This is a genomic window from Perlucidibaca piscinae DSM 21586, from assembly GCF_000420045.1.
GTDB classification, from domain to species: Bacteria; Pseudomonadota; Gammaproteobacteria; order Pseudomonadales; family Moraxellaceae; genus Perlucidibaca; species Perlucidibaca piscinae.
Genome location: NZ_ATUE01000005.1, coordinates 764,053 through 786,088 on the forward strand (window position 1 = coordinate 764,053; position 22,036 = coordinate 786,088).

General features: G+C 65.7%; 20 protein-coding genes and 1 rRNA gene. 7 read left to right on the forward strand and 14 right to left on the reverse strand.

The features are described from left to right. The 8 genes from pcnB to F595_RS0103810 all read right to left on the reverse strand — a co-directional run bounded on the left by pcnB (position 1) and on the right by F595_RS0103810 (position 9,067). The gene (gene pcnB, locus F595_RS0103775) at positions 1-1,344 is read right to left on the reverse strand and encodes a polynucleotide adenylyltransferase PcnB (protein WP_040567946.1); all 1,344 of its coding nucleotides are present in this window, start codon (positions 1,342-1,344) and stop codon (positions 1-3) included. 423 nt (positions 1,345-1,767) lie between these two features. After that, positions 1,768-3,126, reverse strand: a complete 1,359-nt coding sequence (locus F595_RS0103780; RefSeq protein ID WP_022955542.1) for a sigma-54-dependent transcriptional regulator — start codon at positions 3,124-3,126, stop codon at positions 1,768-1,770. Continuing rightward, on the reverse strand, positions 3,123-6,077 hold the full coding sequence (locus tag F595_RS12620) for an ATP-binding protein (RefSeq protein WP_022955543.1): 2,955 nt from the start codon (positions 6,075-6,077) through the stop codon (positions 3,123-3,125). Before F595_RS12620 ends, F595_RS0103780 begins: the two co-directional genes overlap by 4 nt. Then, on the reverse strand, positions 6,067-6,243 hold the full coding sequence (locus F595_RS14765) for a hypothetical protein (protein ID WP_022955544.1): 177 nt from the start codon (positions 6,241-6,243) through the stop codon (positions 6,067-6,069). The genes F595_RS12620 and F595_RS14765 overlap by 11 nt, the downstream gene beginning before the upstream one ends. A gap of 58 nt (positions 6,244-6,301) precedes the next feature. Then, complete coding sequence (gene gluQRS, locus F595_RS0103795; protein ID WP_022955545.1) at positions 6,302-7,177, reverse strand: tRNA glutamyl-Q(34) synthetase GluQRS; 876 nt, start codon at positions 7,175-7,177, stop codon at positions 6,302-6,304. 2 nt (positions 7,178-7,179) lie between these two features. Next, positions 7,180-7,665, reverse strand: coding sequence for an RNA polymerase-binding protein DksA (gene dksA, locus F595_RS0103800; RefSeq protein ID WP_022955546.1), 486 nt, complete (start codon positions 7,663-7,665; stop codon positions 7,180-7,182). A gap of 77 nt (positions 7,666-7,742) precedes the next feature. Beyond that, entirely contained in the window at positions 7,743-8,069 is a 327-nt protein-coding gene (locus F595_RS0103805) for a Rieske (2Fe-2S) protein (protein WP_022955547.1), read from the reverse strand. Beyond that, entirely contained in the window at positions 8,066-9,067 is a 1,002-nt protein-coding gene (locus F595_RS0103810; protein WP_022955548.1) for an adenosine kinase, read from the reverse strand. Before F595_RS0103810 ends, F595_RS0103805 begins: the two co-directional genes overlap by 4 nt. A gap of 147 nt (positions 9,068-9,214) precedes the next feature. Between F595_RS0103810 and mrcB the strand changes: the two genes are divergently transcribed. Continuing rightward, a complete protein-coding gene (gene mrcB / locus F595_RS12625; RefSeq protein ID WP_022955549.1) occupies positions 9,215-11,524 on the forward strand; it encodes a penicillin-binding protein 1B in 2,310 nt (769 codons plus the stop codon). Between the two features lie 29 nt (positions 11,525-11,553). On the opposite strand, the gene F595_RS14610 is transcribed toward mrcB, so the two are convergent. From F595_RS14610 to hemJ, 5 genes are read right to left on the reverse strand one after another with little or no spacing between them, the layout of a single operon-like run. Next, entirely contained in the window at positions 11,554-12,801 is a 1,248-nt protein-coding gene (locus F595_RS14610) for a DUF3108 domain-containing protein (RefSeq protein ID WP_022955550.1), read from the reverse strand. After that, positions 12,801-14,093: a glutamate-1-semialdehyde 2,1-aminomutase gene (hemL, locus tag F595_RS0103825; protein WP_022955551.1), complete on the reverse strand. Its 1,293-nt coding sequence runs from the start codon at positions 14,091-14,093 to the stop codon at positions 12,801-12,803. The genes F595_RS14610 and hemL overlap by 1 nt, the downstream gene beginning before the upstream one ends. Further along, positions 14,090-14,716, reverse strand: a complete 627-nt coding sequence (thiE, locus tag F595_RS0103830; protein ID WP_022955552.1) for a thiamine phosphate synthase — start codon at positions 14,714-14,716, stop codon at positions 14,090-14,092. The genes hemL and thiE overlap by 4 nt, the downstream gene beginning before the upstream one ends. Then, a complete protein-coding gene (locus F595_RS0103835) occupies positions 14,713-15,486 on the reverse strand; it encodes a hydroxymethylpyrimidine/phosphomethylpyrimidine kinase (protein WP_022955553.1) in 774 nt (257 codons plus the stop codon). Before F595_RS0103835 ends, thiE begins: the two co-directional genes overlap by 4 nt. Continuing rightward, positions 15,486-15,908 (reverse strand): protoporphyrinogen oxidase HemJ, encoded by a 423-nt coding sequence (gene hemJ, locus F595_RS0103840; protein ID WP_022955554.1) that lies wholly within the window; start codon positions 15,906-15,908, stop codon positions 15,486-15,488. Before hemJ ends, F595_RS0103835 begins: the two co-directional genes overlap by 1 nt. Before the next feature lie 138 nt (positions 15,909-16,046). Between hemJ and argC the strand changes: the two genes are divergently transcribed. The 4 genes from argC to erpA all read left to right on the forward strand — a co-directional run bounded on the left by argC (position 16,047) and on the right by erpA (position 18,563). After that, on the forward strand, positions 16,047-17,078 hold the full coding sequence (gene argC, locus F595_RS0103845; RefSeq protein ID WP_022955555.1) for an N-acetyl-gamma-glutamyl-phosphate reductase: 1,032 nt from the start codon (positions 16,047-16,049) through the stop codon (positions 17,076-17,078). Then, positions 17,078-17,770, forward strand: a complete 693-nt coding sequence (locus F595_RS0103850; RefSeq protein ID WP_022955556.1) for a DUF6776 family protein — start codon at positions 17,078-17,080, stop codon at positions 17,768-17,770. Before argC ends, F595_RS0103850 begins: the two co-directional genes overlap by 1 nt. Next, entirely contained in the window at positions 17,767-18,159 is a 393-nt protein-coding gene (locus F595_RS12630) for a bactofilin family protein (protein ID WP_211213129.1), read from the forward strand. Before F595_RS0103850 ends, F595_RS12630 begins: the two co-directional genes overlap by 4 nt. 62 nt (positions 18,160-18,221) lie before the next feature. Beyond that, positions 18,222-18,563 carry an iron-sulfur cluster insertion protein ErpA gene (erpA, locus tag F595_RS0103860; protein WP_022955558.1) on the forward strand — a complete coding sequence of 114 codons (342 nt, stop codon included), beginning with the start codon at positions 18,222-18,224 and terminating at the stop codon, positions 18,561-18,563. Positions 18,564-18,569: 6 nt separating this feature from the next. Here erpA and F595_RS0103865 read toward each other — a convergent pair whose 3' ends face one another. Then, complete coding sequence (locus F595_RS0103865) at positions 18,570-19,697, reverse strand: anhydro-N-acetylmuramic acid kinase (protein WP_022955559.1); 1,128 nt, start codon at positions 19,695-19,697, stop codon at positions 18,570-18,572. A gap of 140 nt (positions 19,698-19,837) precedes the next feature. Between F595_RS0103865 and tyrS the strand changes: the two genes are divergently transcribed. Together tyrS and F595_RS0103875 are read left to right on the forward strand one after the other, a co-directional pair. Beyond that, the gene (gene tyrS / locus F595_RS0103870; protein WP_022955560.1) at positions 19,838-21,046 is read left to right on the forward strand and encodes a tyrosine--tRNA ligase; all 1,209 of its coding nucleotides are present in this window, start codon (positions 19,838-19,840) and stop codon (positions 21,044-21,046) included. A 646-nt stretch (positions 21,047-21,692) separates the two neighbouring features. After that, positions 21,693-22,036, forward strand: a 16S ribosomal RNA gene (locus tag F595_RS0103875); the annotation flags it as partial.

Sequence of the window (22,036 nt, forward strand, 5' to 3'; positions counted from 1 at the left end):
TCAGGCGTTCTGGTCGGCGCGCGGCTTGCGGCGCCGGCGCGGCTTGCTGGAGGTGGCGCCCTCCTTGGGGCGATTTTCCAGCGCGCGCTGCATTTCAATCTGCAGGCCGGGGTCGGCATCCTGCCAGCGTGTCCACCAGGCACCCATGCCCCGGGTGTCCTCTCCGGCCTGCTCGCGAAGCACCAGGAAGTCATAGCCGGCACGGAAGCGCTCGTTCTGCGCCATGGCCTCGACCTGACGCGGGCGTGGCACCTCGAGGCGGGGCTGCATTTCCCAGATGTCGCGAATCACCTGCGCGGCATGGCGCGGAATCGCCGTGCGCCGTTGCTGGCTGGTCAGCACCATCTGCCCGGCCTGTTGCCAGGCGGGCACCGGCGGCACCCCCTCGTCCAGCAGCTGCTGCACGCGAGCCTGCATCGGGCCCCAGAGCAGTGCGGCAAAGAAGAAGGCCGGGTTGATGCCCTTGCAGATGGCGATGCGCGCATCGGTGTTCTCGGCAGTGAGCTGCCAGAGCTGGTGGCGCGGATACAGCATGGCCTCCGGGAACAGCGGCTCAAAGAGGCCGTACTCTTCCAGCAGCGGCAGCAGCGGTGCGGCATGGCCGCCACCGAAGAGCTTATGGCACTCGTCGTAGAGGCGATGCGAGGACATGTCCTCAAGCAGCTCGGCCAGTTCCGGAATGGGGGCGGCGGTATCCGGCGCCAGCGTGAAGTCGAGCTTGGCGGCGAAACGTATGGCCCGCAGCATGCGTACCGGGTCTTCGCGGTAGCGGGTTTCCGGGTCGCCGATCAGGCGCAGCACGCGCTGCTCGAGGTCCTTGCGACCGTTGGCGAAATCCCAGAGCGAGAAGTCGGCAATGTTGTAATAGATGGCGTTGATGGTGAAGTCGCGGCGGGCGGCATCTTCCTCGATGTCGCCCCAGACATTGTCACGCAGGATGAGGCCATCGGCATTGGTGCGCGCGGTCTGCTCGTCGCCATCGCTGTGATGGGCGCGGAAGGTGGCCACCTCGATGACTTCACGGCCCCAGCGCACATGAGCGAGCCGGAAACGGCGACCGATGATCTGGCACTGGCCGCCAAACAGGTGCTTGACCTGCTCGGGCGTGGCGCTGGTGGCGATGTCGAAGTCCTTGGGATCCAGGCCCAGCAGCAGGTCGCGAACGCCGCCGCCGATGAGGAAAGCCTGATGGCCGGCATCGTGCAGTCGATACAGGGTTCTTACCGCTGCCGGGCTGATGTTCTTGCGCGAGACGGGGTGGCGATCACGAGGAATGATGACCGGCTTGAGGCGTGTCAGCGGCTTGCCGCGCGAGCGCCATCGATTGAGCCATCCCTTCAGCATCGTGTCATCTCACCCGGAACATGGAAAGCCGGGATGATAGCAAGATTGTGCCGGAAGTGGGTGATGGTGGTCGGAACAGGGGAGTGCGGCAAGGCGGGAGGCTGACCTCCCGCGACCGCTGAACGGTGCTGTGCGATTTTTATCGTCTTCTTGTGTCTCGGGGCACGAATTTTTCTTTTTGCCCGGCATCCTGGCGCGTGTCACCCGAGTCCATGCGGGCGCGTTTCTTGTTGTGGCATTCACATGCCGTGGCGAGTTGTTGTTATGGCCACGCGTTGTAATAGCAGATTGCGTGCCAACTTCCTTTTATTCATCAAGTGTTTTCTAAAACAGTGACTTGCGAATTTCTGACCAGGGCTGTGGTGATGGCGCGCACTGTGGATTCGTAACCTCGGTAACAAATTTGTGTAGAAGGGTAACGACTCAAGTCGTATCCCCCGCGCCACGCCGACGTGGTATGCCCAGGCGCTGCCGCCGCTCCCAGAGTGTCTTGCGGCTGATGCCGAGCTTCTGCGCGAGCTCGGTTTCGGACATCTGATCCTGATGCTCGAGCACGAAGTGCTGGAAGTAGTCCTCCAGTGACAGGCCGGTGGGCGGGTCCAGGGGCTCCGGGCGCACATCGTCGGCACACGCTGGCAGATCGATGGCCAGCAGCTCCGGTGTGATCGCGCTGTCGTCACAGAGAATGACCGCTCGCTCGATGGCGTTTTCCAGCTCGCGGATGTTGCCCGGCCAGCGGTACTCGCGCATGGCCTCGAGCGCGCATGGCGAGAACGACAGCGGGTGGCTGCCAACCCGCTCTATGGTGCGTTCAAGCAGGATGCGGGCGATCTCGATGATGTCGTCGCCGCGTTCGCGCAACGGTGGCAGCACCAGTTCGACCACGTTGAGCCGGAAGAACAGGTCCTCGCGAAAGAGTCCGGCGCTGACCAGCTGGCGCAGGTTGCGGTGGGTGGCCGCGATCAGGCGGACGTCGACCTTGCGCGACTGGGTGGCGCCGAGGCGGCGTACCTCCTTTTCCTGCAGCAGACGCAGCAGGCGTGCCTGGGCTTCCAGCGGCAGCTCGCCGATCTCGTCGAGAAACAGCGAGCCGCCATCGGCGGCTTCGACCAGGCCCTTGCGCATGCCCTGGGCCCCGGTGAAGGCACCTTTCTCGTGACCGAAGAGCTCGGACTCGATCAGCGACTCGGGAATGGCGGCGCAGTTGACCGAGATCAGCGGCGCCTGCGAGCGTGGTCCCTGCTCGTGCAGGGCGCGGGCGACCAGCTCCTTGCCGGTGCCGGACTCGCCATGGATGAGCACGGTGGTGTTGAGCGAGGCCATGCGCTGGATGCGCCGGTGCAGTTCCTGCATGGCCGGCGAGCTGCCGATGATGCCGGTGGCCGGGCGCTCTCGCGAGATGTCCTGGCGCAGGGCGGCGTTCTGCCGCTGCAGCAGGCGCTCGCGCAGGATACGTTCGACGGTCAGCAGCAGGTCGTCGTGATCGAAGGGCTTGGCAATGTAGTCGGCAGCTCCGGCGCGCACGGCGTCGACGGCGGAGCGAATGCTGGCGAAGCTGGTCATGATCAGCACCGGCGTCTGTCCGGCGTGCTCGATCAGGGCGGTGCCGGGCAGTCCGGGCAGGCGCAGATCGGAGATGATCAGGTCGAAGCCGTCCAGGCTCTGCTGCAGGGCCTCGTCAACGCTGCCGGCCTCGGCGACCTGATAGCCGTGGCGCTCGAGCAGGCGGCGCAGGCCGGTGCGAATCACGGCCTCGTCATCGACCACCAGCAGATAGTTCATGTCATCGCTCCCGCATCTGCCGGCGCGGCATCCTGCCACGCCAGCAGCTTCACTTGCACGATCACGCCCTGTCCCTGGTCGTAGTCCCGTTTGTCGATCAGCTGTACCCGGCCCTGATGCGCGGAAATGATGCCGTGCACCAGGGCAAGGCCGAGGCCGGTGCCCTTGCCCGCCGGCTTGGTGGTGACGAAGGGCTCGAACAGCGTGTCGCGAATGCTGCCGTCCGGCAGGCCGTGGCCGAAGTCCTCGATCTCCAGGCTGACGTAGCGACCCTGATGTTCGCCGCGCACATGGATCTCGCCCTGCTGGGTGCTGGCATCGCGGGCATTCGACAGCAGGTTGATGAAGACCTGGCAAAGGCGCTGGGCATCACCGTTCACCCGCAGCTCGCCCGGAATGTCGATGCGGAAGCGTTGCTGCCGTCCTTCCGGTGCCAGTTGCAGCAGCTGAACGGCTTCATGCACGGTGCTGGCGAGGTCGACCGGACCGAACAGGCCGCGTGCCTGCCAGTCGCTGCGCGAAAAGCCGACCAGGGACTGCACGATGCGGCTGACGCGCTGGGTCTGTTCGAGGATGTCCTGCGTGGCCTGCTGAACATCCGTGTTGCCGGGCTGTTCAGCCTTCAGGTTCTGGGCCAGGCAGGCGATGCCGGTGACCGGATTGCCGATCTCGTGCGCGACACCGGCAGCGAGCCGGCCGATGGCGGCGAGACGTTCGGCATGATGCAGGCGCGACTCCAGCTGCTGCAGGGCGGACACATCTTCCATCACCAGCACATGGTTGCCGTTGGCATCGCCGATCATGGCGCGATGCAGGTTGAACCAGCGCGGCTGGCCGTCGGTGGTGACCTGGGTGCGCAGATGCTGGGAGTCGGGCGACTGGAAGAAGTTCAGCAGTAGCTCGCGCCAGGGCTGGGGCAGGGCGTCCAGGCGCGCACCGATGACCTGGTCGTCGCTGCACTGGGTGATCTCCATCATGGCCCGGTTCCAGCTCAGGATCTCGAGGTCGGAGGCCAGCGTGCACACGCCCAGCGGCAGGTCGTGCAGGGTCTGGCGGTGGAAGCGGCGCAACACGTCAAGCTCGGCAGCGAGGCCGGACAGGCGGTCGCGGTACTCCTCGAGGCGAGACTCGATGAAGTGGATGTCATCGCCGCGTCGCTGGCTGTGAACGGTTTGCGGCAGCTGGGTGTCCATCAGATCCTGCGCCACGCTGGGGCCGAGCAGCCCGGACAGGTTGGCGTGGAGCTGGTCATGCAGCCGGCGCAGGGCATAGGGGCGGCGTTCGTCGAACGCGAAGCCGAGGTCGGTCATGGCCATGCGGACTTCGCGCTCGGCCGTGACCGGGCCCAGTGCCGGTGCCAGTGCCTGGATGAAGTCCTCCGGTGATTGTGCCGACAGGCCCCAGCGCACCGGGCTGCGCAGATTGTCCACCGAGCAGGCCTGCGCGGCCTCGACATCGCTGTCGCTCTGCCGGCTCAGCAGCGAACCGGCGAGCAGGCCGGCGATGTTGACCAGGGTGCTGATCAGGCCCATGGCCTGCCAGTAGTCCAGGCGGCCGCGTACCAGCAGGCCGAGCAGCTCCGCGCTGTCGAAGTCGCGGTCGAGAAAAGCGGGGATCACCAGCGTGACGAACCAGGTCAGCATGCCCAGGCTGAGTCCGAGCAGCAGGCCCTGGCGGGTGGCGCGCGGCCAGAACAGCAATGCCACCAGGCCCGGCGCCAGCTGCAGTACCGCCACGAAGGACAGCATGGACATTTCGCTGCTGTCCGGCTTCAGGTCGGGCAGCCACGACAGCATGAAGGCGGCGAGCGGAATGCAGGCGGTGATCAGGCGGCGCTGGCGCAGGGTCTGCTCGTAGAGGGCATCGTTCGCCTGCCAGCCGAGCACGGGCAGCACCACGTGGTTCATGGTCATGTTGGCCAGCGCCAGCGTGGTCACGATGAGAATGCCGCTGGACGAGGCCAGCGCACCGATGAACAGCAGCAGCGGCAGCCAGGCCTCGCCGGTGTGATTGGCGATGCCCAGCGCGTAGAACTCGGGCGACATGTTCAGCGCCAGTGCCTGGCCTGCCCACAGGATGATCGGGATACCCAGCGCCATCAGCAGAAGATAGAGCGGCAGCCCCCAGCTGGCGACCAGCAGATGGCGCGGTTCGCGGCTTTCGGTGAAGGCCAGCTGGTACATGCAGGGCGTGACCACGGCAGCGAAGAAGAAGACGATGAGCAGACTGTGCCAGTGGTTGGATCTGAGCGGCTGGTACAGACCGACCAGCGCCTCCGGATTCTCGGCCAGCCAGCGTTCCAGGCCGCTGGAGCCACCGAGAACGCTGAAGTAGGCATACAGGCCGATGGCGGCGATGGCGAGCAGCTTGATCAGCGACTCGGCGGCGATGGCCGCCACCAGGCCTTCGTTGGTCTGATGGCGGGCACGTCGCGAGCGGGCGCCGAACAGCATCAGGAAGCTGACCAGGATGGCGCAGAAGATCAGGCCCTGCAGGCGCGATCCGCGCTCGTCCGACATCAGCACGGCGACTTCCGCCACGGTCTGGATCTGGGTGGTGAGCAGCGGCATGGTGCCCAGCAGCGTGGCCACGGTGGCCAGGGTGCCGACGGCCTGGCTGCGGAAGCGGAAGGCCAGCAGGTCGGGCAGGGAGTCGAGCTGATGGGTCCGTGCCAGACGCAGCAGCGGCTGCAGCAGCACGGGTGCGAGCAGGAAGGCGCCGGACAGGCCGAGGTAGAAGGCGAGGAAGTTGAAGCCGCTTTCGAGGGTGAACTGGACGGCGCCGAACAGGCCCCAGGTGCTGACAAACACGCCCAGCGAGAGCACGTGCACCATCGGATGACGAGTCCAGCGCGTCGGAATCCAGCGCTGCTCGGTGGCATGTGCCACCAGGAACAGCAGGCTCAGGTAGCCGACGCCGATGAAGAACAGCAGGCCGGGACTAAAGGTCATTGAGGTCGCGGCTCCGTGCCACCCAGAAGCCCATCCCGATCAGCATGGCCCAGATCGTGTAAGGGCGGTACCAGGCGCTGCCGCCTTCGCTCCACCAGTCGATGATCAGTGGCGAAAGCAGAAAGGCGCCGACGACGAAGAGGGCAATCAGGCGATCGACGTACATCAGGCACTCCGGGTGTGGATGTTACGGAAGGTAACACCATTTGCCGTCCGCCTGAAAGTCAGGCGGGCAGGGCAATGGCCCGGCGCGGAATGCGCGCGCGCGACCAGTGTGTGCAGGCCCAGTCCAGGATCTCGGCCGGTGTGCTCTGCTGCAGATCCGGGGGCGGAGCCTGCCCCAGCCAGTGCAGTACCTGGCAGAGATTGGCAGAGGCGGCGGGTGTCAGGGCCGGAGCATGATTCTGCTTGGACAGCTTGCGTCCGTCGGGCTGCAGCAGCAGCGGCAGGTGCAGATATTCCGGGCGTGGCAGGCCCAGCTGCTGCTGCAGCCAGCACTGGCGCGCGGTGTTGTCGAAGAGATCGGCGCCGCGTGCCACGGTGGTCACCGCGCTGGCGGCATCATCGACCACCACGGCGAGCTGGTAGGCCGGCAGGCCGTCACGTCGCATCAGCACGAAGTCGCCGCATTGCTGGCGCAGGTCATCGCATTGCGGGCCGTGCAGGGCATCCTGCCAGTGCATGAGCGGGGCATCCTGCACCGACAGCCGCCAGGCGCCGCTGGCATGACCGGCCGTGCGGCAGGCACCCAGGCAGTCGGGTACGCCGGCGGCCGCGAGGGCGCTGCGCGAGCAGCGGCAGGCATAGACCAGGCCGCGTGTCTGCAACGATTTCAAGGCGGCGTCGTAGGCCGCATGGCGATCGTGCTGCCAGAGCACGGGGCCGTCCCAGGTCAGCCCGTGCCTGTCGAGGCTGCGCAGGATGGCATCGGCAGCGCCGGGTTGCTCGCGGGGCGGATCGATGTCTTCGATGCGCAGCAGCCAGCGGCCGCCACGATGGCGCACATCAACCCAGCTGGCTGTTGCAGCCAGCAGGGAACCGAGATGCAGCGGGCCGGTGGGAGAGGGCGCGAAGCGCCCGGTCACGTGGTCGACAGACAAGCTCAGCCGCCGAGCAGCTGCTTCTCCTTGATTTCCTGCAGGCTCTTGCAGTCGATGCAGAGGGTGGCCGTGGGACGGGCTTCAAGGCGACGAATGCCGATTTCGACGCCGCAGTCGTCGCAGTAGCCGTAGTCGTCCTTCTCGATGCGCTCCAGGGTCTGGTCGATCTTCTTGATCAGCTTGCGCTCGCGGTCACGGGTGCGCAGCTCGAGCGAGAACTCCTCTTCCATGGTGGCGCGATCGTTGGGGTCGGGCAGGTTGGCGGACTCGTCCTGCATGTGGTGCACGGTGCGGTCGACTTCCTCCATCAGCTCCTTCTTCCAGGCGTGCAGGATGTCGCGGAAGTGCTGCAGCTGGGCCGGACCCATGTACTCCTCGCCCTTGCTCTCCTGGTAGGGAGCGAGGCCGTGGATGAGCACGCTGCCGGCAGGAGTCTTCTTGCGGGATTTTTCGCTAGCAGGGGTTTTTTCAGCAGTACGGGTAGCCATGACGGTTTCTCAAGCAAACATAAGGGGAATCTATAACAGAGCGCTGGCGCCCGCGCAAACGACATGCGGGCTCATGCTCAGGGTTCCGACGCCAGCAGGATTTCGCCGTTCACCACCTGCAGGGGAACCGCCAGCAGCGACTCGCCCTGGCAGGGGCCGGCCACGCAGTGACCGTCCTCGACCCGGAACAGCGCACCGTGGTTGCTGCACAGCAGATAGTGGTTTTCGACATCCATGAATTCGTCGGGATTGAACTCGAGATTGATGCCCAGGTGCGGGCAGCTGTTCTGGTAACCGTAGACCTGGCCATCACGCTGCACCAGCACGACCTCGCCGACGGGTGAGCGAAAGCCGCGTGCCTGGTTCTCGACCAGGTCGCTGAACTGACAGAAACGGTGACTCATGCCGACAGCTCCTGCAGCAGCTCCGGGTAGCGCGGCAGCGGCAGGCGCGGACCGAACTGGCTGACCACTTCGGCGGCGGTGCGCAGGCCCAGGCGTGCGCTCTGCTCCAGCGACCAGCCCTGGCTCAGGCCGTAGAGCACGGCACCGGCAAAGCTGTCGCCGGCGCCCAGGGTGTCGACGGCCACCACCTTGTGTGCCGGCAGTTCGATGACGGCATGACGGGTCCAGGCCCAGCAGCCGTCGGCGCCGCGCGTGATCACGCCCTGTGGCGCCAGGGCACGCAGGGTGGTCAGGGCCTGCTCCAGTGACTCGACACCGGCATAGCCCATGGCCTCGTCCTCGTTGCAGAAGATGAGGTCGACGCCCTCGCCGGCGAGTTCGCGCAGCTGCGGCAGGAAGTACTGCACCATGGACGGGTCGGAGAAGGTCAGGGCGAGCTTGACGCCGGCCGCGCGGGCTTCGCGACGGGCCAGCGCCACCGCGGCCCGGGCGCTGGGCGAGGTGCTGAGGTAGCCCTCGATGTAGAGCCAGCGACTGGCGCGCAGGGCGTCGACATCCAGTTCGTCCTGCGACAGTTCGCCGGTGATGCCGAGGAAGGTGCTCATGGTGCGTTCGGTGTCCGGTGTCACCATGACCACGCAGGTGCCGGAGGCGCCGTCCGGACGTGCCTCGCGCAGGTTGGTGGCGACACCGGCAGCGATCAGGTCGTTGCGGTAGAAGTCGCCAAGCCTGTCACTGGCCACCTTGCAGGTGTAGTAGCAGCGCGCTCCGAAGGCCTGGGTGGCGATGATGCTGTTGGCAGCCGAGCCGCCACAGGCCTGCTTCATGCGCTCGTGGTGCTGGTCCAGCGCCGCCAGCAGGCGCTGCTGCCGGTCGGGCTCGGTCAGGGTCATGATGCCCTTCTCGATGCCATGCTCCTGCAGGAAGCTGTCCTCGATCCGGTATTCCAGGTCGACCAGGGCATTGCCGATGGCAAAGACGTCGTAGCGGAGGGACATGTGGCGCTCTCGTGCGGCTGTGGACAGGCCCCGGATTATAGTGAGCCTGTGCCTGAACGCCATCCCGCATGTGCGTGTCGCGGCGCGCTCCCGCCATCCTGCGGGTGATATAGAATGCCGTATTGACCGACGTTGGATGTTTCTTCTGTGACCAAGCCCGCCCCCTCGTTCCGGCAGCGTCTCAAGGTGCTGTTGCTGCTGATCGTGATGATTGTCGTCCTCGTCGTGGCCGTGGCCGGCAGTGCCTACGTGATGCGCCTTGACGGCATCGTGCGCGAGAAGTTCGAAGGTGGTCGCTGGGCCATCCCGGCCAAGGTCTATGCCCGGCCCCTGGTGTTGCGTGCCGATCAGCGCCTGAGCCTGAGCGCCTTGCGGGAAGAGCTGGCACTGCTGAATTACCGGGTCATGCCGGGTGCGATCAATCCCGGCACCTTCGATCACCAGGGCGATACCCTTTATCTGCACACGCGCGGTTTTGCCTTCAGTGACCGCAACGAGCCGGCCACGCTGCTGCGCCTGCGCTTTCGTGACGGCCGCCTGGCCGAGCTCGCCAGCACCGAGCGTGTCGGCAGCGGCTCCATGCGTCTGGAGCCCATGGTCATTGGCGGCATCTATCCCAGCCACAACGAGGACCGCGTGCTGATCCAGCTCAAGGAGGCGCCGCCGCATCTGATCGACGCCCTGCTGGCCACCGAGGACCAGAACTTCCACAACCACTGGGGCGTGTCGCCACGCGGCATCCTGCGTGCGCTCTGGGTCAACACCACCAGCGGTTCGGTGCGCCAGGGCGGCAGCACGCTGACCCAGCAGCTGGTGAAGAACTTCTACCTCAGCGACGAGCGCTCGATGCGCCGCAAGGCCAACGAGGCCATCATGGCCTTGCTGCTGGAGTGGCACTACGAGAAGCAGGAAATCCTCGAGGCCTATCTCAACGAGGTCAATCTCGGCCAGCAGGGCAGCCGCTCGGTGAACGGCTTCGGTCTGGCGGCGCAGTTCTACTTCGGGCTGCCGCTGGCCGAGCTGGATCTGCCGCAAGTCGCGCTGCTGGTCGGCCTGGTCAAGGGGCCGTCCTACTACAATCCGCGTCGCCACCCCGAGCGCGCGCTGGAGCGGCGCAATGTCGTTCTGCACAACCTCTACAACGAAGGGCGGATCAGCGCGCCGGTGCGTGATGCGGCGCTGCGCCAGCCACTGGGTCTGATCGACAAGCCCACGGCGGCAACCAATCTGTATCCGGACTTTCTGGATGTCGTGCGCCGCCAGCTGCGTGATCAGTACCAGGCCGAGGACCTGTCCAGTCAGGGCCTGAAGATCTTCACCACGCTGGACCCGCGCGTGCAGAATGCCGCCGAGTCCTCGCTCGAGAACACGGTTGCCGAATTGCGTCGCCAGGGGCGACGTCTGCAGGGCCTGGAAGGTGTGGTCTTGGCGGCCGATGGTACCACCGGCGAATTGCGTGCCCTGGTCGGCGGGACCGGCACCTTCACCGGTTACAACCGTGCCGTGGATGCATCGCGTCAGGTCGGCTCCCTGCTCAAGCCGGCGATCTACCTGACGGCGCTGGCATCGGGCCAGTACACCTGGCTGTCGCCGCTGGATGACAGCGCGGTCGACATCGTCAGCGACACCGGCACGGTCTGGCAGCCGCAGAACTATGACCAGATCAGTCATGGCGTGGTCAGTCTCGAGACCGCGCTGGCCAATTCCTACAACCAGGCTGCCGTGCGCCTGGGCATGACGCTGAGCCTGCCGGCGGTGATCAACACCCTGCGTCAGCTCGGTGTCAGCGCCGAAATGCGCCCGTATCCCTCGCTCCTGCTGGGTGCCCTGAACCAGAGCCCGCTCGAGGTCCTGCAGCTGTACCAGGTCATGCTGTCCGGTGGCGTGCGTGCGCCCCTGCACAGCATTCGTGACGTGGTGGATGCGCGCGGCAAGTCATTGCAGCAGTTCCCCATCGAGCGTCGCCAGGTCATTGATCCGGCCGATGCCTATGTCCTGCATTACGGTCTGCAGCAGGTCATGCGCCGAGGCACCGGTGCGGCGGCCTATCAGCGTCTGCCATCCTCGGCCGTGCTGGCGGGCAAGACCGGTACCACCAACGATGCCCGCGACAGCTGGTTTGCCGGCTCGGCCGGGGATCTGGTGGCGGTCGTCTGGCTCGGACGTGATGACAACAAGCCGGTGGGATTGTCCGGTGGCAGCGGAGCGCTGCCGGTATGGACCGGCATGATGGCCAGCCTGCAGCCGCTGGCACTGGCGCCGCCGATGCCGGCCACGGTGGCCTGGGAGTGGATTGATGCCGAAACCGGCCGCCTCAGTGCCCAGCAGTGTGCCGGAGCGGTGCGCATCCCGGTCAGCAGCAAGGGCCGCCCGCAGGAGATGACGCCCTGCGCCAGCGGTGGCGTGCCGGCCTTCATCGACGACATGGTCAATGGCGTGCTGGACATCTTCCGCTGAGGCTGGCCTGAGCGATCAGCTGCCGGTCCTCATTCGGGTACGGACACCGGTGCCGGCGATGCCGCTTCCGGCTCAGGCATGGCGGTGGCAGCCGGCATGACATCCGGCTGGGGCTCGGCGGCGGCAGCCGGTTCCGGCTCGGGCAGCTCGATGACACTGTTCTTCTTCAGGTTCTCGGGAACCGGCTCGTCGACCTCGGGCAGGGCGATGCGTTCGGCATCCTCGCCGAAGACCCGGCGCCCGTCGAAGCTCATGCTCATCACGGCCATGTCGAGCAGATTGCCCTTGCTGTCCGGACCGCGGAACTTCACCGGAAAGTTGCGCAAGTCAGGTGCCAGCCAGATGTCGTAGCCCTGCTGGTGGCGACCGTCGCTGCGCGTGCGGCTGCCGGTCAGATGCAGGGTGCGCAGGGTGCCGCCAGGCAGCTTCAGCGTCTCCTCCGCCACCACCTGCAGCACGATGTCATAGACGGCGCTGCCGGTGGTGACCTTGAGCGCGTGTGCCTTCTGGCCTTCGTAGCTGACCGCGACATGGAAGGGCAGGCTGGCCATGTCCTGGAAGTCGGCAGTAATGGGGGTGGTCTTGCGCTGCCCTGCCTTGCCATGCACCACCACGCCCTGGCTGCGATCAAAGTCGGCATAGTGCTTGAGCTGGCGATTCAGCTGCAGCCGGTACTGCTCCGGTTGCAGGCCTTCGGGACTGACCTTTCCGCTGCTGCTGATGCGGGCCGAGAAACCGAACTTGCGCGCCTCGTTGTTGATCAGGTAGCTGTCGCCCTCCATCAGCCATTGCTGCTTCAGGTCCAGCGTGAAGCCCTGGTAGCTCGCACGGTGCAGCACCTTGACCGCCACCGGGAAGCTGGGCGCCGGCTCCTCCGGCTCGTTCGCCGTCATGCCGGCACTGGCGCCCGCGTTGTCGTCACTGGCAACGGGCGTTTCCGTCTGGTCGGGCCTCTTCTCAGCGGTGGAATTTCCAGCGGCAGCGGCTGTCGCTGCCGGTTTTTTCACGGGGGCGGCAGCCGGAGCCTGCGGGCTGGCTGCAGGCTCCGGCAGTGCCGGCTTCAGCAGCGTCACGGTGGGAATGCCGGGTGCAACAGACACCGCCTTGCGTATGGCCAGGCGCACGCGCTTGACGTCGCTGGCCGCTTTCTTTTCCAGCACTTCCGTGTCGTCGTCATCCTGCCAGGGCAGGCGCCACTCACCGGGCTCGACAAACCAGACCACATGGGCGAGTGCCGAGGCCAGCAGCGCCCATTTCAGCGGTCTGGTGATGCGCATCAGCTCATCCGGGTGGCGCGCAGCGCGCGCTCGGCGGCTGCGATGGTGTTGTCGATGTCGGCCGCCGTATGGGCTATCGACACGAAGCCGGCCTCGAACGCCGACGGTGCGAGATAGATGCCCTCATCGAGCATGGCATGGAAGAAACGCTGGAAGTGGGCGGTGTCGCAGGCGGTGGCTTCCTCGTAGCTCCAGGGTGCGTTGGCGCTGAAGAACAGGCCGAACATGCCGCCCACGGCGTGGGTGCTGATGGGCACGCCGGCGCCCCGGCCGGCGGCTTCGAAGCCGTCGCAGAGCTGACGGGTGCGCGCCGAGAGCTGGTCATGGAAGCCCGGCTGGTTGATCAGCGACAGGGTCTTGAGGCCGGCGCGCATGGCGATCGGATTGCCGGACAGGGTGCCGGCCTGGTAGACCGGACCCAGCGGCGCGATGCATTCCATGATCTCGCGCTTGCCGCCGAAGGCGCCCACCGGCATGCCGCCACCGATGATCTTGCCCAGCGTGGTCAGGTCCGGGCGGACGCCGTACAGGCCCTGGGCGCTGCCGGGGGCAACGCGGAAGCCGGTCATCACCTCATCGAAGACAAGTACGGCACGGTACTGGTCGCAGACGCGGCGCAGGCCCTCGAGAAAGCCCGGGCGCGGCGGGATCAGGTTCATGTTGCCGGCAACCGGCTCGACGATGACGCAGGCCACCTCCTCGCCACGCGCCGCAAAGAAGGTCTCGACGGCGGCCAGGTCGTTGTAGGGCAGGGTGATGGTGTGGGCGGCAACGCTGGCAGGTACGCCAGCCGAGCTGGGCACTCCCAGGGTCAGTGCGCCGGAGCCGGCCTTGACCAGCAGCGAATCGGAGTGACCGTGGTAGCAGCCTTCGAACTTCACCAGCAGGTCACGGCCGGTGTAGCCGCGTGCCAGCCGGATCGCGCTCATGGTGGCCTCGGTGCCTGAGCTGGTCATGCGCACCAGCTCGATCGACGGCAGCAGCTCACGCACCTGGCTGGCCATGGCCACTTCCACCTCGGTGGGCGCACCGAAGGACAGTCCCAGCGTGGCGGCTTCCTGCACCTCGCGAATCACGTCGGGATGCGCGTGACCGAGAATCGCCGGACCCCAGGAGCCGACATAGTCGATGTAGCAACGCTCGTCGGCATCGAACAGATAGGCACCCTGGGCGCGCGAGAAGAACACCGGTGTGCCGCCCACGCCGCGAAAGGCGCGAACCGGCGAATTCACCCCGCCCGGAATCACGTCACAGGCTGAGGCAAACAGGGCGCTGGATCGGGTGCTGGTCATTGCGGGTCGAACTCCTGGGAAAACTGGCGTGCGCGGGCACGAATGTCGGGGGCGTTCCAGAGGCTGGCCACGACGGCCACGGCATGGGCTCCGGCATCGATGATGCTGCGAACATTATCCGGTGTAATGCCGCCAATCGCCACTCGTGGCAACGAGGCCGGCAGGGGTGTGCTGAGCATCCCGAGCGGACAGACACGCGCCTGCGGCTTGGTGGCGGAGGCGAACATGGCGCCGAAGGCAAGGTAGTCGGCGCCTCCTGCGATGGCAGCCATGGCCAGATCGGGCCGGTCATGACAGGTGATGCCGATGACAGCGCCTGCGCCCAGGTGCTGACGTGCCAGCGCCAGCGCAGTGTCAGACTGCCCGAGATGCACGCCGTCAGCGCCGCTCTGCAGCGCCAGCTCGACATCATCGTTGATCAGCAGCAGTGCCCCGTGATCATGGCACAGGCGGCGCAGTGCGCAGGCCTCCTGCAGCCGCCGGGCATGTTCGCTGCTCTTGTCGCGATACTGCACGATGCCGGCGCCGCCGGCCACGGCAGCGGTCACGGCCGGCAGCAGCCGACCCTGCAGCAGTACCGTGTCTGTGACGGCATAGAGGCCGCGAATGGCGGGTGTCCTCATGTCGGCAATATCCAGCGCCGGGGCAGGAACTGGCCTGAGTCGCGTGGCCGGTCCGCCTGTTCCAGCGCCTTGCGCAGATAGGCCTCGCTGGCCCGCATGGCCTCCAGCACGGGCTGCCCGGCAGCCAATCCGGCCGCCAGTGCAGCGGCGAGGGTGCAGCCGGAGCCGTGGAACTCGCCCGCCAGTCGTGGCTGTTCACTGTATTCGGCCAGTACCCCGTCGACATGAACCTCGTTGCGCAGCAGCCTGCCAGCCTCGTGCCCTCCCTTGAGCCAGAGCGTGCGTGCGCCGGCGCGGGTCAGGTTGCGCACGGCGTCGGCGAGATCGTCGCTGCCGCCCAGACGGCGAGCCTCGGGCGTGTTGGGGGTGAGCACGGTGACGCGTGGCAGCACGGCACGCATGGCGGCGACCAGGTCGTCCTGCGCCAGACTGCCGCCGGAGTTGGCGGCCAGCACCGGATCCATGACCACCGGCAGCTGCGGATGCGCGGCCAGCAGGTCGAAGACCATGGCCACGGCCTCGGCCGAGCCCAGCATGCCGAGCTTGACCGCGGCCACCGGCAAGTCAGCCAGCACGCGCTCGGCCTGGGCACGCATCAGCGCCACATCGACGAGCTGAAAGCCGTGAACCCGCTGGCTGTCCTGGATGGTCAGCGCGGTGGCCACCACGGCGGCATGGCCACCGGCAGCGGCAATGGCCTCGATGTCGGCCTGCAGACCGGCACCGCCGGACGGATCCAGTCCCGAGAAGCAGAGCGTGACCGGGCGCATCAGAACGGCTTCACCACGACGAGCATGACGATGGCGACCAGGGCCAGTACGGGCAGCTCGTTGAAGACGCGGAAGAACACGTGCGTGCGCTGGCAGCGGCGTTCGGCCAGCTGCCGACGGTAGTGGTCGCACAGGAAGTGGTAGACCACCAGCAGCGCGACCAGGCTCAGCTTGGCATGCAGCCAGCCCTGGCTGAACCAGAGCGCCGGATTGTCCTTGATCATCCAGAAGCCGAACACCAGCGTGGCGATCATCGACGGCGTCATGATGCCGCGATAGAGCTTGCGCTCCATGATCACGAAGCGGTCATGGCCGGCGTCGTCACGGGTGTCGACGTGGTAGACGAACAGGCGGGGCAGGTAGAACAGGGCGGCGAACCAGCAGACCACCGCGATGATGTGTAGCGCTTTCAGCCAGAGCATTGCATCCTCCTCGGGATGGCTGCAGTCTGCCAAGAAGGGGGACGCAATGCCACTCGCCGGAATGTTTGCCCCGGCCGGAGGGTTTCCGGATAATCCCCGGCATCGGAATCCGTCCGGGTCTGTTCAGGAGTGCGTGTCGTGATCAAGGTTGGCATTGTCGGCGGGACCGGCTACACCGGTGTCGAACTACTGCGTCTGCTGGCGCAGCATCCGGACGTCGAGATCGTCACCATCACCTCGCGGGGCGAGGCCGGTCAGCCGGTGTCCCAGATGTTCCCCAACCTGCGCGGTCGCGTGAATCTGGCGTTCAGCGAGCCCAGGCTGGAGGTGCTCACGGGGTGCGACGTCGTGTTCTACGCCACCCCCAACGGCATTGCCATGCAGCAGGTTCCCGAATTGCTGGCGGCCGGCGTCAAGGTCATCGACCTGGCGGCAGACTTCCGCCTCAAGGATCCTGCCGACTGGGCGACGTGGTACGGCATGCCGCATGCCTGTCCCGAGCTGCTTGCCGAAGCCGTCTACGGTCTGCCCGAGATCAACCGTGACGCCATTCGTGGCGCGCGCCTGGTGGCCAACCCCGGCTGCTATCCGACGGCGGTGCAGCTTGGCTTCCTGCCGCTGCTCAAGGCCGGCCTGATCGATGCCGGCCATCTGATCGCCGATGCCAAGTCCGGCGTGTCCGGTGCCGGGCGCAAGGCCGAGGTGCACAGCCTGCTGTGCGAGGCCAGCGAGAGCTTCAAGGCCTATGGCGTCGCCGGTCACCGCCACCTGCCGGAAATTCGCCAGGGTCTGCGCGAGATGACGCCTGCGGCCGTCGGCCTGACCTTCGTGCCGCACCTGACACCGATGATCCGTGGCATCCACGCCACCCTCTATGCCCGCCTCACCGGGTCGGTCGCTTCCCTGCAGGCGCTCTACGAGGAGACCTTTGCCAACGAGCCCTTCGTTGATGTGATGCCCGCCGGCAGCCACCCCGAGACGCGCAGCGTCAAGGGCGCCAACACGTGTCGCATCTCGGTGTTCCAGCCCCAGGGTGCCGATACCGTGGTGGTGCTGTCGGTGATCGACAACCTGGTCAAGGGTGCGGCTGGTCAGGCCGTGCAGAACATGAACCTGATGTTCGGACTGCCCGAGCAGGCCGGCCTTCAGCACATCGCGCTGCTGCCCTGATGCCGAATCCGGATCGCTGGTCGCCAACCCGCTTCCGCCGCCTTGCCTCGAGTGCCCGGTGGCAGGCCGGGCTGACGCGTCCCGCCCTGCTGCTGGCGGCCTCCGCAGTCATCCTGCTGTCGGTCTGCATGTTCCTGCTCGGGCGTCTGAGCACGCCGGCCATCGTTGACCAGGACACGTTGACGTCCTTGCGTGCCCAGGCCTCGCGGCTCAAAGCCGAGCAAGAGGCGGCTGCGGTTCGTGCCGGCGAGTACGCCATCATCCAGCAGGCCTCCAGCCGTTTGCAGGAAGACAACCGCGAGCTGCTGGCCAGCATGTCCGCGCTGGAAGATCGCGTGGTCTTCTACAAGCGCATGGCTGCCCCGGCAGCCACCCGGCAGCGTGTCGACATCGAGCACTTCGAGCTGCTGCCATCGACGCGGCCAGGCCATGTCCGCTACCGTCTGCTGGTGACACGGCCGCAGGGCTCCGATGCCCCGGCCACTGCCGCCATCCGGGTCCGTGTCTCCGGGGGCGGACGCCAGCAGGATCTCAGCCTGGCCCAGCCCCGATTCCAGTTTCGTTACTATCAGCAGTTCAGCGGCGAATGGGCCGTACCTGCCAGCTTCCAGCCTGAGCGCATCGACATCCAGCTGCGCAGCGGTGCCGCCGCAGCGGATCGCCGCTTCAAGTGGGAGCTGAAAACGCCATGAGGAAACACAGCATGCTCGGCAAGAAGAAAAAGCACGATCCATCGGCGTACAAGGATCACTCCTTCATCGGCACGCAGACCCGTCTGGTCGGCGATGTGTTCTTCTCCGGCGCCCTCCATGTCGAAGGCCGCATCGAGGGCAATCTTCGTGCTGACGAGGGCTGTCTCAACCTGCATGGCGAGGTGCGTGGCGACATTGACGTGCCGCATGCCATCATCAACGGTGTCGTGCACGGCAACATCACCTGCCTGCAGCATCTGGAGCTGGCGCCCGGTGCGCGCGTGCATGGCGTGGTCACCTACGTCAGCATGGAAATGGCCCTGGGTGCCCAGGTCAATGGCCAGCTGCAGCCGGCCGAGGCGTCTGTCACAGCCGTGACCACCCCATAATAGTTGACTGCTTTGCTGGGCTTTGCGCCATAATATGGTGGTGAACAAGTCGAGGATGTGTCATGAGTGAAGCAGGCGCGGCGCTGACCCTGAGTGATCAGGCGGCCGCCAAGGTACGCAAGTTGCGCGAAAGCGAGGGCAACGATGGCCTCAAGTTGCGTGTCTACATCACGGGGGGCGGCTGTGCCGGCTTCTCATACGGCTTCACCTTTGACGAGGCCCTCAAGGAGGGTGACTCGGTGTTCAGCAATGGCGATGTCACCATGCTGGTCGATCCGATGAGCTTCCAGTACCTGGTCGGCTCCGAAGTGGATTACGTCGAAGGGCTCAACGGCTCGCAGTTCGTGGTGCGCAACCCGAATGCCAGCTCGACCTGCGGCTGCGGTTCCTCGTTTTCTCTCTGAGCCGGCTCACGGCAGCGCCCGGCCGGTTCCGGCCGGGTAGTATCCCCCCAGTACACGCAGGCCGGATGCCCCGGTGACGTCCGGCAGGTTGCCGGCGAGGCCGTGACAGGTCTGGCGTGCCAGCCAGGCAAAGGCGCAGGCCTCGACCCAGAGCGGACTGATGCCGGCCTTGGCCGTGGTCTCCACCTGCCAGGCTGGCATGGCCTGTTGCAGTGCCTGCAGCAGCGTGCCGTTGTAGGCGCCACCTCCACAGACCAGCAACCGGCCCTGGCGGGCATGCCCCAGCACGGCAGCGGCGATGCTGCGTGCGGTCAGCTCGATCAGCGTTGCCTGCACGTCGACAGCCGCCAGTGACTGGGGGTGACGCGCCAGCTCCGCGTCCAGCCAGTCCATGCCGAAGGCCTCGCGCCCGGTGCTCTTGGGGTAGGCCTGTGCGAAATAGGGGTGACTCAGCAGCTGTGCCAGCAGGGCTGGCTGGCTGCGTCCCGTGGCCGCCCAGGCCCCGTTTTCGTCGTAGTGCCTGCCCTGGTGCCGCAGACACCAGCCGTCCAGCAGCATGTTGGCCGGTCCGGTGTCATAGCCCAGGGTGGGTTGACCAGGGAGCAGCACCGAGATGTTGGCGATGCCGCCAAGGTTGAGCACGACCGTCGCCGTGTCGTGGTGACGAAACACCGCATCATGAAAGGCCGGTACCAGCGGTGCCCCCTGGCCGCCGGCGGCAATGTCACGTCGGCGGAAGTCGGCCACCACGGCAATGCCGGTCTGTTCGGCGATGCTGCTGGGGTCGCCGATCTGCCAGCTGAAGGCATGGCGCTGGGCCGGCCGATGCCGGATGGTCTGGCCGTGGCTGCCGATGGCGCGCACCGCCGTGGCGGGCACGCCTGCCGTTGCCAGCAGCTCGCGAGCCGTATCGGCAAAGGCTTCCGCGACCCAGCGATCGGCGCGCCCGGCACGCTCGATCTCGTCGGCGCCCGGTCTGCCCAGGGCCAGCAGCTCCTCGCGCTGCGCTGCTGACCAGGGCTGACTGTGACTGGCCAGAAGATGCATGCCGCGCTTTCCGTCGAAATGCACCAGCACGGCATCAATGGCGTCGACACTGGTGCCTGACATCAGGCCGATGAAGAGTTCCTGCACGCCATGCCCCCGGTCCGCCGCTCGTGATCATTGCCGGCAAGCTTACTGGAGCCCGGATGCGGCGGCTACGTGAAGGCGGCGGGGGCTGCAGCCGCGCGAGGCAGTGGTACTATGCGCGCCTCAGCATGAGGAAGTGATTCATGACGCCAGAACAGCAGTTGGCGCGCATCCAGCGCGGTACCGAGGAAATCATCCAGGTCGACGAGTTGCTGACTCGTTTGCAGAGCGGTCGACCGCTTCGGGTCAAGGCCGGTTTTGATCCGACGGCACCTGACCTGCACCTGGGCCACACCGTGCTGATCAACAAGCTCAAGGTATTCCAGGATCTGGGTCATGAGGTCATTTTCCTGATCGGCGACTTCACTGGCATGATCGGCGATCCCACCGGCAAGAACGTCACGCGCAAGCCGCTCACCGCCGAGCAGGTGGCCGCCAATGCCCGTACCTATGCCGAACAGGTGTTCAAGATTCTCGATCCGGCGCGTACCCGCGTGGTGTTCAACTCGGAGTGGATGAACACCAAGTCGGCTGCCGACATGATCCAGCTGGCGGCGCAGTACACCGTGACGCGCATGATGGAGCGTGATGACTTCACCAAGCGTTTCGCCGCTCAGCAGCCGATTGCCATTCACGAGTTTCTCTATCCGCTGCTGCAGGGCTATGACTCGGTGGCGCTCGAGGCTGACGTCGAGCTCGGCGGCACTGACCAGAAGTTCAATCTGCTCATGGGACGCACGCTGCAGGGTCGCTACGGCCAGCCGGCACAGATCTGCATCACGCTGCCCATCCTCGAAGGTCTGGATGGCGTGCAGAAGATGTCCAAGTCGCTGGGCAATTACGTCGGTGTCGCCGATGCCCCCGGCGAGATGTACCAGAAGCTGCTGTCGATTCCGGACACGGTGATCTGGCGTTACTTCGAGCTCCTCAGCTTCCGTCCGCTGGAAGAGGTCGAGGCGCTGCAGGCCGAGGTTGCCGCCGGCCGCAATCCCCAGGAGGTCAAGCGACTGCTGGCGGAGGAGATCATTGCCCGCTTTCATGGCGCGGAAGCCGCTGCCGGCGCGCACAAGGCGGCCGGCAACATCCTAGGCAAGGGCGAGATCCCCGATGATGTGCCTGAGGTGACGCTGACGCTGGATGCCGGTCAGGAGGCGCTGCATCTGGTGGCGGTGCTCAATCGTGCCGGCCTCACCCGCAATGCCGCCGCGGCCAAGGACGTCATTGCGCGCGGGGCTGTCTATGTCGATGGTCAGGTGGTGGATGCCGGCTTTGTCATGGCGGCGGGTGCCGTGCATGTCATCCAGGCCGGCAAGAAGGCGATCGCACGTGTGACGCTGTCGCGCGCGGGGTGATTGTCCGCGCCTGATCGTGTCGTGCCGCTTTCGCGGGGCACGTGCAGCAAGAGAACGCCGGCGTCAGCCGGCGTTCCGCATTTTGCGGAATGGCCCGTGCGGGATGCTGTGGCATGCCGCCGGACTGGGCTTTGATTGCTTTCTGAGCAGGCTGCTCGCGAAGTGATCATCGGGATCTGTTTTTGCCGAAAAAACGCGCACTCGGTGAGAGATTTCGAAAAGTGTGTTGACGGGTGGAATTGGCGGCCTATAATGCGCCCCACACCGACGCACTGAGCGCGGTGATGCAGAAAAAGATTTTGAAATTCAACGACTTGAGTAAGCTGGCTGAGTGGTTTGATGGTGACCCTGAGGGGTTGCGAAATCGGCTCTCAGCGTCAGCAACGTGATGCGAAATTAAATTGCAAAACGGTGTTGACACGGTGGCGAGATTCACTAGAATACGCCTCCTCGCAAGACGCGCTGCAGACGATGCAGCGACGAGTTCTTTAACAGTTTGATCAGACAACTTGTGTGGGTTTTTGCAGTTGTGAAGAGCATCGATAGATGAACTTTCAACGGCAATTACTTACTCGTGAATTCATGAGCAAGACCAATTGTTCCGTTGAGCCAAGCTTGGTGGCCTTAAGCCACTAGTTGAAAAATTAAACTGAAGAGTTTGATCATGGCTCAGATTGAACGCTGGCGGCAGGCTTAACACATGCAAGTCGAGCGGGGACTTCGGTCCTAGCGGCGAACGGGTGAGGAATGCTTGGGAATCTGCCCAGTAGCGGGGGATAACGTTTCGAAAGGAACGCTAATACCGCATACGCCCTACGGGGGAAAGGGGGGGATCTTCGGACCTCTCACTATTGGATGAGCCCAAGTCGGATTAGCTAGTTGGTGGGGTAAAGGCCTACCAAGGCGACGATCCGTAGCTGGTCTGAGAGGATGATCAGCCACACTGGAACTGAGACACGGTCCAGACTCCTACGGGAGGCAGCAGTGGGG